The following is an 11,938-nucleotide window of genomic DNA, read 5'->3' on the forward strand; positions in this document are numbered from 1 at the left end:
CTGGAAGGTTTCGGCGCTGTCCACATCGTGCGCCACCAGCGTGCCGCCGGTGGTCTGCGCCGCATCGGTCTCGGTCAGGCTCTTGGTGTCATCGCCGCTGAAGGTGGCCGCGTCGTTGGTGCCCGCGATGTTCACCGTCAGCGTGTGCTCGGTGCCGTCGGCGCTCTTCACCACCAGCGTGTCGCTGTAGGTGGTGCCGGCCGCGAACTCGTTGTGCGCCGAGTCCATGGTGTAGCTCCACGTCCCGTCGCTGCCGATGGTGAAGTAGCCGTAGCCGTTGCTGCCGGCGACATTGGTCTGCGCCTGGAAGGTTTCGGCGCTGTCCACATCGTGCGCCACCAGCGTGCCGCCGGTGGTCTGCGCCGCATCGGTCTCGGTCAGGCTCTTGGTGTCGTCGCCGCTGAAGGTGGCGGCGTCGTTCACCCCGGCAAACTGCACAGTCGCCGTCGCCCAACTAAGCGTCCCGTTGCCAAGCCTGATCGCATAAGTGAAGGTATCTGTCTGATATTCTCCAGCCCCAAGAGCATTCAATGTCGCTTTGAAATCAGCACTCAGAGTGCTCGCGTCGTACCCCACCCGGCCATCCGTCGTGATCCAAATACGCGCTCCATGGGCACTGACATCAGTGCTATAGGCTGTATCCTTGGTCAGCAAATCGGTCGAGCTGGTGATGCCTGCACTATTCGTCCCATCGTCCACGGAATAAAGCGTTTTGGCCGCACCGCCAAGATCGTTGGCCATCACGTTCAGGTAGACGATGCTGGACGAGTCTTCAGTCAACCCGGTGGAGCTGCTGGTAAAAAGATCATCACCCGCCTGCGGCGTGTTGGAAAATGAAGTGATGATGCCGCTGGTAGTGGTGCTGGCCATGATGATTTCCCGATGAGTTAAGCCCAATGCCGTTTCTGATAAGACTCGTAAAAATTCATAATAACTAACTATTTTGGATAATAGTTTTAAACGGGCAGGAAGCTATTGTCCTTCGGTACACCCTGAGTTGTTCGGCAAAACAGATGGTGATGTACTAGACTTTGTGCCCCCATTCGCCTTCGCGAACCACGACACTCAGGGTGGGTTCCGGAAGGGGTCGAAGGCAGCAACGGCAGGCGGCGGGCGCCCCGGCACGGCCCAAAGCACAAAGGTTGGCCGAAGCCCCTTTTTCGAGAGGCTTCGGCCAACCTTTGTACGATCAGCCGGACGGATCGCCGGCGTGTGTCAGCCCTCTAGCTAACGGGTTTCCAGCGGCAGATGGGTCGCCATAGCATTGAGTTCCTTGATAGCGCGGCGGAAGCGGGCGTGGGCGCGTGAAACGGTCGACTCGCTGATGTCGAGCTGCTTGGCCGCGGCGTAGCCGGTCATGCCGTCGATCTCCATCAGCCAGACGGCTTCGCGCGATTGTTTCTTCAGGCCGATCAGGTCGGCGACATGGTTGAACTGTTCGAGTTTCATGTGTCTGTCCTCCTGCGTTGTCGCAAAGCCCCTTGGGTATGGTCACCCACAGGCACATCGTGAAACCAGTATTGCCTTGCCTTCCTTCAGCATAGTTGCTTGCAAAAAAAATGCAGGTAGAAAATGCATGCGGGACCGAGCGTTTCCCCTGTTGACCAGCTCGCCACCAGCCAGCGGCGCACGGCCCGTTGCCCCACGGCCCCCACGGCGGCGGCGCAGGAACTCTCGCGGGACCGGCGCGGTCTATACCGATGTCACATACAGCTCAGCGGACCAAAGACGTCCGTTAGCGCCACACGAGGTTTCACATGAACAAAACCCTGACTCGTTCCATGCTCATCCTGCTCGCCATCGCCACCCTGAGCGGGTGTGCCGGCATGACGCAACGCCAGAAGAACGCCGCCGTCGGCGCCGCCGTCGGTGGCGTGGCCGGTTCGGTGCTGACCGGTGGCGACACCTTCGGTACGCTGGGCGGGGCGGCGGTCGGCGGCATCATCGGCAACGGTGGCCTGAAGTAAACCGCCGCCGGCACCGTCCCCCGACCGGGCCGGACGGTGCCGGATCGTCCCCGCAGGACGTAAAAAAAGGAGGGCCTGAGCCCTCCCGAATGCCTTGAAGTAAAAAAATCGCTTACTTCCAGTTTGCCGGCAGCTTGTAGCCGGCGTACTTCTGCTTGGCCCAGGCCTTGAACTCGTTGGAGTTGTAGGCGGCCACCACATCCTTCACCCAGGCCTTTTTCACGTCGGCGGCGCGCACCACGCCCCAGTTCACGTAGGCGTAGCTCTTTTCCTGATAGACGGCTTCGGTCAGCTTGATGCCCGAGCTGGTGGCGTAGTTGCCGTTGATCACGGCGAAGTCCACGTCGTTGCGCGAGCGCGGCAGCTGGGCAGCCTCCAGCGGCACGATCTTGATGTTCTTCAAGTTCTGGGCGATGTCGTGTTCGGAAGCGGTGAGCGGGTCGATGCCCGGCTTCAGCTTGATCCAGCCCAGGTCGCTCAGCATCACCAGCGCGCGGGCGAAGTTGCTCGGGTCGTTCGGCGCGGCCACGGTGGAGCCCGCCTTGATGTCCTTCAGCGACTTCAGCTTGCCCGGGTAGATGCCCAGCGGCGCCGTCGGTACCTGGAACACTTCCTTCAGCGACAGCTTGTGCTCCTTGGCGAAGTTGTCGAGGTAGGGCTTGTGCTGGAACACGTTGACGTCGAGCGAGCCTTCCTGCAGCGCCAGGTTCGGGCGCACGTAGTCGGTGAACTCGACCAGCTTGACGCTGTAGCCCTGCTTTTCCAGGATCGGCTTGACCGACTGCTTGACCATGTCGCCGAAATCGCCAACGGTGGTTCCGATGACGATTTCCTTCTTGGACGGGTCGGCGGCCAGGGCGGAACCCGCTACGGCCAGACCCAGTACGGAGACGGCCAGTGCCTTGAGAACGAATCTACGCATGATGAACTCCTTGTCGTTTTATTCAGTAAGGGATGGGGTGGATTAACGCTTGTCCAGCCGTGCCGCCAGACGGTTGCCGACGAACTGGATGATCTGCACGATGAGCACCAGGAGCAGCACCATGGCGATCATCACCTCGGTCTGGAAGCGGTAGTAGCCGTAGCGGATGGCTAGGTCGCCGATGCCGCCGCCGCCCACCACGCCGGCCACCGCCGAGTAGGACAGGAAACTGATGGTAAGGATGGTGACGCCGGAGATCAGGCCGGAGCGTGCCTCCACCAGCAACACCTTGGTGATGATCTGCAGCGGGCTGGCGCCCATCGCCTCGGCCGCCTCCACCACGCCGCGCGGCACCTCGCGCAGCGTCTGCTCGACCAGCCGCGCGAAGTACGGGATCGCCGCGAACGACAACGGCACCGCCGCCGCGACCGGGCCGATGGTCGACCCGACCAGGATCCGGGTCAGCGGCACCAGCGACACCATCAGGATGATGAAGGGGAACGAACGCACCAGGTTGACCAGCCAGCCCAGCACGCCGTTGACGATGCGATGGGCGAAGATCTGCCCCGGCTGGGTCAGGTAGAGCAGGAAGCCCAGCGGGCCGCCAAAGCAGAACGCGGCGGCCAGCCCGATGACCAGCATCAGCGCGGTTTCCTTGCACGCCTGCCAGATTTCCGGGGCCATCATGCTCAGGTTGGCGAGCGCATCGGCAAAAGTCAGGGCTTCCATTACGCGGCCTCCAGCAGCGAACGGGCGAGTTCGGACTCCGCCTCGATCCGCCCATCGACGATATCCAGTACCTCGACCACCCGGCCGGCGTCCAGCACCGCGGCGCGCTGGCAGATCGAGCGCACCACGTTCATCTCGTGCGTCACCACCACCACCGTCACGCCGAAGCGGCGGTTGATGTCCTGCAGGCAATCGAGAATGCTCTGGGTGGTCTTGGGGTCGAGCGCCGAGGTGGCCTCGTCGGCCAGGATCACCTTGGGGTTGGGCGCCAGGGCGCGGGCGATGCCGACGCGCTGCTTCTGGCCGCCAGACAGTTGCGCCGGGTAGTGGCCGGCACGGTCGGTCAGGCCCACCACCTCCAGGCACTCGGCGACGCGTTTCTCAATATCGCCCTTGGACCAGCCGGCGATCTCCAGCGGAAACGCCACGTTGCCGGCTACAGTGCGGTTGGCCAGCAGATTGAACTGCTGGAACACCATGCCGATGTTCTGACGGGCGCGGCGCAATTCGCGCGCGGACAGGCCGGTGAGATCCTGGGTGTCGACGATGACGCTGCCCTCGTCCGGGCGCTCGAGCAGGTTGATCAGGCGCATCAGGGTGGATTTGCCGGCACCGGAGTAGCCGATCAGGCCGAAGATTTCGCCGGCACCGATCGACAGCGAGGTCGACGCCACCGCCTCGAACCAGCCACCGTCGGGGCGACGGTAGCGTTTGCGCACATTCTGCAAATGAATCATGGTGAAGCTCCAATGACAAAGCCCGCCGTGGACACGGCGGGCTTTGTGCATGGAAATCTTCGGGATCGAAGATCGTTACAACCCTGTGGGCTGTCCACGCTTTAGCTATTTTACGCCCGCAAGCTGTGTTCAAATCGGCGATAGTTTTCTGTATTGAACATGTTTTTTCCTTTACGGTCAAGACCGAAAGTGCGATTTTCACTACTTACGCGCCAGCCACCAGTCAAAGCCACTAGACCACACCACACTCCAGGGTATTCTCCCTTCACACCGGCAGCAATTCCGCCGACAACGGCAGGTGATCGGACAGCCCGTTCCACGGCGCGCCGTGATGGGCCTTGGCATTGACCGGGCGCAGGCCACGCACGTAGATGCGGTCCAGGGTCAAGAGCGGCAGGCGCGACGGAAAGCTGCGCGCATGTTGGCCGAACAGGTGCTGGAACACCTCGTGCAGGCCGTTCTCGGCCAGCAGCCGGTCGGTCGCCTCGCCGCGCCAGTCGTTGAAGTCGCCGGCCAGGATCAGTGGATAGTGCGGCGGGACGTTGTCGCGGATGTAGCGCGCCAACGTGGCGTACTGCTTGCGCCGGTCGCCGGCGCGCAGGTTGAGATGGGCGCACAGCGCGATCACCGGCGTGCTCCAGCCGGGCGGCTCCAGCACGCAGTGCAGCACGCCGCGGCTCTCGAAACGGTTGACCGAGATATCGAGATTGCACCAGGAGGCGATCGGAAAGCGGGTCAGCACCGCATTGCCATGGTGGCCATGGCCGTAGCTGGCGTTGAGGCCGTAGGCGGCCTTGCGCCCGAGCTGACGCGCTAGGTACTGGTGCTGGGGGATGCGCGGCCACTCGTGGTGGCTCAGCGTGCGCAGCAGGTTCTTACCCTGTACTTCTTGCAGGAACATCACGTCGGACGACAGCGAATCCAGCGCCTTGGCCATGTCTTCCACCCTGACATGGCGGTTGAGCACCGACATGCCCTTGTGGATGTTGTAGGTCGAAACCTTGATTGATTCCATATATTAATCAATTGGTTACGTCGGTTTTTGACGTGAAACGACGATACAAAAAAGCATTTTTCGATCATTCAAAATCAACGACTTACAATACAATTTCGGAACAGGCAAATTGATAGCTGCTAAGTTATTTATAACCCCCCGCCATCATTAGGTAACCCCAGTAGCGACGCTATCGCCTTCATCTATAGGTTGCTGGACGCATAACTCTCTTTGACAAATTATTCCCCCTTCCCATTCGCCCCGTTCTGGCGTATTTTGAATTTGTACATATTCAAAACGCACCACGATGAACACGCCTCCCATCCCCGACGCTGAACCGTTCTGCGACCCCAGCCACTCCATTGAGGCGCTGGTGCGCCAATTCCCCGACCGTATCCTCCGGCTGTCGCTGGAGCCGTCGACTGTCCGCCTTCCCCTGCTCTCACGGCCGGTGCACGCTGGCTTTCCCTCGCCAGCTGCTGACTACGAACAGACTCCGCTCAATTTTCACCATTACCTGGTACAGGACGAGCCCGCCACGTTCCCGATGCGCGTTACCAACGACGCCATGATCGACGCCGGCATCCTCCCCGGTGACGTGCTAGCCGTCGATCGTGGCCGGACGCCGCATCACGGCAATATCGTTGTGGCCGAGCTCGACGGCGGCTTCGTGGTGCGGGAGTTCCGCCAAAGCAAGGATGGCGAACGCATGGCCCTGGTGGCGCGCAACCGCGCACAACGCTACCCGGCCGTGATTTTCGAGGACGGCCAGGAGCTGATTGTGTTCGGCGTGGTGACTGGACTGGCGCGACGTCTAGTGGGGCAGCCATGACAGAGCGCACATTGGCCCTGGTGGACGGCAATTCGTTCTACGCCAGCTGCGAGCGAGTGTTCCGGCCGGATCTGCGCGGGCGCCCTATCGTCGTGCTTTCCAACAACGATGGCTGCGTGGTGGCACGCTCGGCCGAGGCCAAGGCGCTGGGCATTCCAGCTTTCGAGCCCTTCTTCCGTATCAAGCACCTGTGCCGGCGCCACAAGGTGGCGGTGTTCTCCAGCAACTACACACTGTACGGCGACATGTCCCGGCGCATGATGACGGTGCTGGCCGACCACGCGCCGGGACAGGAGGTCTATAGCATCGACGAGTGCTTCCTGGACATGACCGGCGTGCCGGATCTCGACACCCGCGCCCACCGTATGCGACTGGACGTACTTCGCCGGGTGGGCATCCCTACGTGCGTCGGTGTCGGCCCCAGCAAGACCCTGGCCAAGCTCGCCAACCACGTGGCCAAGAAGCGCGCCGAATGGAATGGAGTGTTCGATTGGACCTGGCTCAACGAGCGCGAACGGGAGACGTTGCTGTCGCAACTGGAGGTGGGCGACGTGTGGGGCGTCGGCCGGCGGCTCACGGAGCGGCTCATGCTGATGGGCATCCGCACCGCCCTCGACTTGCAGCGCGCCGACCCTCGCCACATCAAGCGCAAATTCAACGTCACCGTCGAGCGCACCGTTGCCGAGATCAACGGCGTGAGCTGCCTCGAGCTGGAAGACATTACCCCGGCCAAGCAGCAGATCATCAACAGCCGCTCGTTCGGTGGCCTAGTGCGCGACTACGACACCCTCGCCGCCTCGATCGCCCACCACGCCGCCCTTGCTGCCGAGAAATTGCGACTTCAGCACAGCACCACCCGCCTGGTGGGCGTGATGATCCGCACCAACCCGTTCCGCGACCAGGACGCACAATACAGCCGCTCGGTATGCGTGCCGCTGGTTCACGGCAGCGACGACACCCTCGCCATCACCCGCGCCGCGCTGGCCGGTCTGCGCGCGCTGTACCAGCCGGGTTACCTATACAAAAAGGCCGGCGTGTGCCTGATGGAGATTGGCGACCGCGGCGTACAACAGACTGACCTGTTCGCTCCCCTACCCGACCCACGACGCCGGAGACTGATGCAGGCGATCGACGCGATCAACGGAGAATACGGCAGCGGCACGGTGAAACTCGGGGCGGAAGGACTAACGCGGGACTGGGCGATGCGCCAGGATCTGCGATCGCCAAGGTGGACGACTGCGTGGGGGGAATTGCTGAAAGTCGGATAGCAGTTGAAGCCGCCACCCTCTATTGATAAGTTGGCATGCATTAATCAGTATATGCACTTGTCAACACACAATGGAGCAATAAAGCATGGGCGAGTACGAAGACAACAAACTTGAAGCCGCAAAAATCTCATGCCAGCGTGCAATGGCATCACTGGAACGACTGATTCCAACCAGAGAAAATCTTGCCGGACCAGGTCTTCGCCAAGAGTCGCTAGAACAAATGCTGAAAGCCTACACTAACGCGAAGCAAGCGATAGAATTTGCGGTGCTGGATGCAGCAAAGTCCATCTGGTGGCGTGACGGTGGGATTGACGAACTGGGAGCCTTCGAGGATTGGGTGTTAGCGAAGTCATTTGATAAGCAGTGCCCGGAAATCCTAAGGCACCTTGGGATGAAATAACAAAAGGTCTCAACCCTCGGCCAAGGCCGAGGGACTTTTCAAGATACCGCAATCATGCCGGAACCGTAGTTACCATACAACGCAAAGCAAGCCCCACTCAACGTCCGCTTCCTATTTCCGACTCGATCAACACCCACGACGCTACCGTGCCATGCCTGCAAATATGGCGGCCAATATCTCACCAACCACACCACGCTTGACCCTCGTCATCAGTCAATCACCAAGCCCCGTCCGACTGGCCAGCACTCCACCAATGCTGCCACCCGATCACCTGGTCGCGCCAGCGCTGACACTGGACGTAGTTGTCGGCGACGGCTGAGAGCGCTTCACCGGCTGTAACCGGCCCGGCCTCTCCAGCAGGAACGGGCTCGGCCCCGGCCTCGGCTGGCACTGCTGCGGCGAGGTCGTGCCCGCGCACCCAGTCAGCACCCAGCCACACCACAGCGCCACCAGCAGCCGCTTGGGCTTTCTCTCTTTCCACATACCTCACCACCTCCCTTGTTACGGTTTTCGTCTGCGCCTCGCGCGCGACGGCACGGATCTGCTCGCCCTTGGCCAGCACCTGACCGAGCGACGCCGCGCGGCGCTCGATCTGCAGCGCCTCGGCGACGGCCGCGTTCTGGCGCTTTAACTGATCTGCCTCGATCACCAGCCGGGCGTGCTGGCCGCCCAGCCAATACGCCCAGGCCAGCGCCAGGATGAACAGCACCGCCAGCGCGAGACGGCCGTAGTGTTTCACTAGATCCATCAGCTCACCTCCAACACAGCGAGCGCCCGGAACCAATACTCCCGCCGCGCCTCTCGCCCGTTCTGCCCGCCGTTGATGCGTGAGGTGATGACGTCGAACGCCCCCTTGTCAGCCAGCGCATTGAGGCACTTGCTGCTCCAGAACCACGCCGCTGAGCGGCAGGCGTTGACCGGGTTTTCCAGCAGTTCTGGGCGATCCAACAGCGGCAGGCCGAGAGCGACGCCACAGCGGGTGTAGTTGTCGTGGCCGGTGATCTGGATTAGGCCGCGCCCTTTGTAGCGCTGGCCGTCGCCGTCCTTCGCCGGCGTGTTGCCCAGCCGTTTGGCTAAGCTTCCGGTGTCGTAGGCTTCGCCACTGGCAAGCTCGCGCACATAGCGAAACTCACCGGACTCATGGGCGATCTGCGCCAGAAACATCGCAACGCGCTGGGCGCTGTCGGCAATGCCGAATTCCTTCATCGCCAGATTGAGAGGCCCAAGGAAAACGCCCGCTTTGTCGCGGGCGTTGGGCATGATGCGGTTTAACTGTTCGAGTGTCAGCGGCATGGCGCCTCCAAATGAGAACAGCCCGCGCGCAACAGCGCAGGCAATCGAACTGTTCGGGAATTCCGAATAGTTAGGCACAGGCGAACCATCCGGAATTTCCGGATAGTTGATGGCGTCACGCCGCCGCCGGCCAACTTACCCAGTCAGCCGCCTGCGATGCGCCGGTCTGGCCGCCATCGACGTTGACCGGCATCGAGAACGTGATGCCGTGCTCGGGATGGGTGATCCACAGCGCCTGCCGTGCGCGCTCGTAGCCGAAGCCGCAGCGCCAGGCGAATTCGTCGTAGCCCTTCAGCGAGCCGTTGACGATCAGGCGTTGCAGCTGGATGAGCTGGTGGAAATGGCCGACCAGCAGCACGTCATAGCCCTGATCGATCTGGCCGGAGCGGCTGCGCTTGCGGTGGTCGCCGCGCACGATGGGGCCGAGGGCGCCGATCATGCCGTCACCGCCGCGGAACTCGTCGCCGTGGGTGAGCATGTAACGCGTGCCGTAGACCTTCCAGTAGGCGTCTGGTCCGTCAGGGATGAGGAACGTCACGCGAGGGTCATCGGCAAACTGCTGCGCCAGCATCACGTAGACCAGCCAATCGAAGCTGGTGAAATTTCTGCCCTTGGCCCGAATCTTCTTGGTGTTGCGACCGTGGTTGCCGGACACGCACGGCACGAACACCCGACCGAACTCGTCGGCCAGAGTCTGGATGCACCAGCGCAGCACGCCGATCAGGTCGACCACCGTCGGCATGATTTCCAGCTCGTTGGTGGCCTGCAGCTCCTCATGGATATCGCCGCTGACCATGTCGCCGCCGAGCACAAACACGATGCCGGGGTATTTCGCCCCAACGAAGCACTTGCGCAACAGGTGGATGGTTCGCTCGACCATCTTGCGGGCACGCTGATGGGCGATTTCCAGGTTGTACTCGTTCACCCCATTGATCTGGCGCGGGTCGACCACCTCGGCCCAGTGCCAGTCCGAAGCGAACAACGTCGGCACACCCAGCTCGCCCGGGCGAGACGGCGGGCGGATAGTCCACTGCGGAACCTCGATCGTGGACTTGGTGAGCCCGATGATTTTGCGTTTGACGAACTCGGCATCGAGCTGGTCGCGCTGCGCGGCGGCAAGCTGGGCGCGCAAGGCGCGCAGCTCGGCGTCTGGCGGCGGCACCTCGGCCACCACTTCGGACGTATTGGCTTTTCCGCCAATAGACGCCCCAGCAGCGAGTGTGATACCGCGTTTGGATTCGATGTTGCGGCGGCGGCCTAGCACCGCCCTCTCACTGATGCCCAGGTGGCGGGCAAGCGCTGCGGCTCCGCCGTAACGGCGCCACAGGTCGATAAACTGGTCTTCACTGACCGTCGGCTTGGTCATGGGAACCCCTGAAAAGAAAAACCCGCCACGAGGGCGGGCTGAGGATTGTTCGGATTGGTCGCGGGTCTGGTCACTTCAGAGGGGTCAGTTGCCGGTCGATTCGTCTACAACCCCCGTCACGCGCCGAAACAACAGCCGCTTGATCCAGGCGACATCCTTCAGCAGCGCCAGCACGGCCTCGAGCAAGGGCACTATCAAGCAGGCGCACACCGTACCGGCCACCCCCACCCCGCCGGCGCCGAGCTTCGGCCAGACCTCCACCGCCAACTGGCCACCGTAGTAAGCGGCAAGGAACGCCCCCAGCACCAGCACCACCTTGTCCACCAGCGGCCGGCCGCGCAGTTGCACCCACAGCAACAGGCTGCCCGCAAACGCGCCGATGAAGGCCGGGAAGTGCACCCCTGCCGCCTTGCCACCAGCCGCACCCGCCGAGGATGCGAAGGCGCTGGCGCTGAGGCCGGACAGCAGTGCCGCGATCGCCACGCCAGCCAGATTGCGGAATGCAATGAATGCCAGCGCACTGGCCGCCAGCGCCCCCAGGAACAGCCATGCCTTGCGTTTAACGGTTACTGCCATACCACCCCCAAAAGAAAAGCCCCGGCGCGCGGCCGGGGCAGGTTTGCCCTCATCGGGCTCGATTGATTTTTCGCAGTGGCCGGGATCGATCCAGTCCAGCAGACGGCACAGAATGCACCAGTGCCAGCGCCCCGCCATCGCACCCTTGGCCGCGCGGCTGCTGATGGTTTCATCCTCGCTACCACCAATGGCAGCGTTGGCCGCCTGATCCAGCGCCACCGCCACCCGCGCCACCCGCCGGCTGCCCGCCAGGACAGCCAACACGCCCCAGCCAACAGCAAAAAGGCCGGCAACAGCGCCGGCCAGCAGAAGAAACAGCAATTTCAGGCGCGGCGACAGCACGCCCCACGACCACTTGAGCAGCATCATGCCGGCCATTGGATCGCCTCCAACTGCTCGGCCGCATCCGGCGCCGCCAGATCAATCGCCATAAGTTTGGCTTGCAACTCGGCTTTCTTCTGGATCGCCGCGACAATCGCCGCCTTGCCGGCGATGCCGACCTGCTGGATCTGCGTGACGGTGTGTGGACGCATATCCCACACTCCGGCGTCATCCGCGCACCAGAACGGGGTAGTCCAGTCGGCCGGCAGCCCGGGCATGAGCGAATCCAGCACGGACGCTGCCAGATTGGTCTGATCCTTGTCCCCGGCTGGATAGGCATGGAGCGAGCCCAGCGCGGTGCTGGTGAAGCCCGCATAGATGGTCGCCCGGCAGGCGGCGTTCAGCTCGGCCAGTTTGGCCGTCCTGGTATCCCCAAGGAGTTTGGTCGCCACTTCCTCGGCGGTCGCCTCACGGTCGCCCACCTGCATGTCGCCCGCGTAGAATAGGCCGTGCCCATCGACATAAAATTTCAT

14 protein-coding genes and 1 pseudogene are annotated in these 11,938 nt (G+C 62.4%); 4 read left to right on the top strand and 11 right to left on the bottom strand.

Going from position 1 to position 11,938, the window contains the following annotated elements:
* Together AC3WG5_RS11755 and AC3WG5_RS11760 are read right to left on the bottom strand one after the other, a co-directional pair.
* Positions 1-870: VCBS domain-containing protein (locus AC3WG5_RS11755; RefSeq protein WP_492568811.1), on the bottom strand; the 870-nt coding region annotated here is incomplete at its 3' end.
* Between the two features lie 357 nt (positions 871-1,227).
* A pseudogene (locus AC3WG5_RS11760) lies at positions 1,228-1,455 on the bottom strand (sigma factor-like helix-turn-helix DNA-binding protein); the annotation flags it as partial.
* A gap of 302 nt (positions 1,456-1,757) precedes the next feature.
* On the opposite strand from AC3WG5_RS11760, the gene AC3WG5_RS11765 reads away from it, so the two are divergent.
* A complete protein-coding gene (locus tag AC3WG5_RS11765) occupies positions 1,758-1,967 on the top strand; it encodes a YMGG-like glycine zipper-containing protein (protein ID WP_008955786.1) in 210 nt (69 codons plus the stop codon).
* Positions 1,968-2,079: 112 nt separating this feature from the next.
* Here AC3WG5_RS11765 and AC3WG5_RS11770 read toward each other — a convergent pair whose 3' ends face one another.
* The 4 genes from AC3WG5_RS11770 to AC3WG5_RS11785 form a co-directional block, all read right to left on the bottom strand.
* Positions 2,080-2,889, bottom strand: a complete 810-nt coding sequence (locus tag AC3WG5_RS11770; RefSeq protein ID WP_014088018.1) for a MetQ/NlpA family ABC transporter substrate-binding protein — start codon at positions 2,887-2,889, stop codon at positions 2,080-2,082.
* A gap of 42 nt (positions 2,890-2,931) precedes the next feature.
* Positions 2,932-3,618, bottom strand: a complete 687-nt coding sequence (locus AC3WG5_RS11775) for a methionine ABC transporter permease (RefSeq protein WP_492568812.1) — start codon at positions 3,616-3,618, stop codon at positions 2,932-2,934.
* Positions 3,618-4,355, bottom strand: a complete 738-nt coding sequence (locus tag AC3WG5_RS11780; protein WP_008955783.1) for a methionine ABC transporter ATP-binding protein — start codon at positions 4,353-4,355, stop codon at positions 3,618-3,620. The genes AC3WG5_RS11775 and AC3WG5_RS11780 overlap by 1 nt, the downstream gene beginning before the upstream one ends.
* A gap of 265 nt (positions 4,356-4,620) precedes the next feature.
* Positions 4,621-5,370, bottom strand: coding sequence for an endonuclease/exonuclease/phosphatase family protein (locus tag AC3WG5_RS11785; RefSeq protein WP_492568813.1), 750 nt, complete (start codon positions 5,368-5,370; stop codon positions 4,621-4,623).
* A 286-nt stretch (positions 5,371-5,656) separates the two neighbouring features.
* Here AC3WG5_RS11785 and AC3WG5_RS11790 point away from each other — a divergent pair, with 286 nt between their 5' ends.
* The 3 genes from AC3WG5_RS11790 to AC3WG5_RS11800 all read left to right on the top strand — a co-directional run bounded on the left by AC3WG5_RS11790 (position 5,657) and on the right by AC3WG5_RS11800 (position 7,849).
* Complete coding sequence (locus AC3WG5_RS11790) at positions 5,657-6,181, top strand: LexA family protein (protein ID WP_492568814.1); 525 nt, start codon at positions 5,657-5,659, stop codon at positions 6,179-6,181.
* On the top strand, positions 6,178-7,449 hold the full coding sequence (locus AC3WG5_RS11795) for a Y-family DNA polymerase (protein WP_492568815.1): 1,272 nt from the start codon (positions 6,178-6,180) through the stop codon (positions 7,447-7,449). Before AC3WG5_RS11790 ends, AC3WG5_RS11795 begins: the two co-directional genes overlap by 4 nt.
* Positions 7,450-7,534: 85 nt before the next feature.
* Positions 7,535-7,849, top strand: coding sequence for a hypothetical protein (locus tag AC3WG5_RS11800; RefSeq protein WP_492568816.1), 315 nt, complete (start codon positions 7,535-7,537; stop codon positions 7,847-7,849).
* Positions 7,850-8,066: 217 nt separating this feature from the next.
* Here the strand turns inward: AC3WG5_RS11800 and AC3WG5_RS11805 are convergent, their stop codons facing one another.
* The 5 genes from AC3WG5_RS11805 to AC3WG5_RS11825 form a co-directional block, all read right to left on the bottom strand.
* Positions 8,067-8,597, bottom strand: coding sequence for a hypothetical protein (locus tag AC3WG5_RS11805; protein ID WP_492568817.1), 531 nt, complete (start codon positions 8,595-8,597; stop codon positions 8,067-8,069).
* On the bottom strand, positions 8,597-9,142 hold the full coding sequence (locus tag AC3WG5_RS11810) for a glycoside hydrolase family 19 protein (protein ID WP_492568818.1): 546 nt from the start codon (positions 9,140-9,142) through the stop codon (positions 8,597-8,599). Before AC3WG5_RS11810 ends, AC3WG5_RS11805 begins: the two co-directional genes overlap by 1 nt.
* A gap of 115 nt (positions 9,143-9,257) precedes the next feature.
* Positions 9,258-10,508, bottom strand: coding sequence for a hypothetical protein (locus AC3WG5_RS11815; RefSeq protein ID WP_492568819.1), 1,251 nt, complete (start codon positions 10,506-10,508; stop codon positions 9,258-9,260).
* A gap of 84 nt (positions 10,509-10,592) precedes the next feature.
* Positions 10,593-11,462, bottom strand: coding sequence for a hypothetical protein (locus tag AC3WG5_RS11820; RefSeq protein WP_492568820.1), 870 nt, complete (start codon positions 11,460-11,462; stop codon positions 10,593-10,595).
* Complete coding sequence (locus AC3WG5_RS11825; RefSeq protein WP_492568821.1) at positions 11,450-11,938, bottom strand: DUF4376 domain-containing protein; 489 nt, start codon at positions 11,936-11,938, stop codon at positions 11,450-11,452. Before AC3WG5_RS11825 ends, AC3WG5_RS11820 begins: the two co-directional genes overlap by 13 nt.

This window comes from Pseudogulbenkiania sp. FW507-F1 (assembly GCF_058781125.1).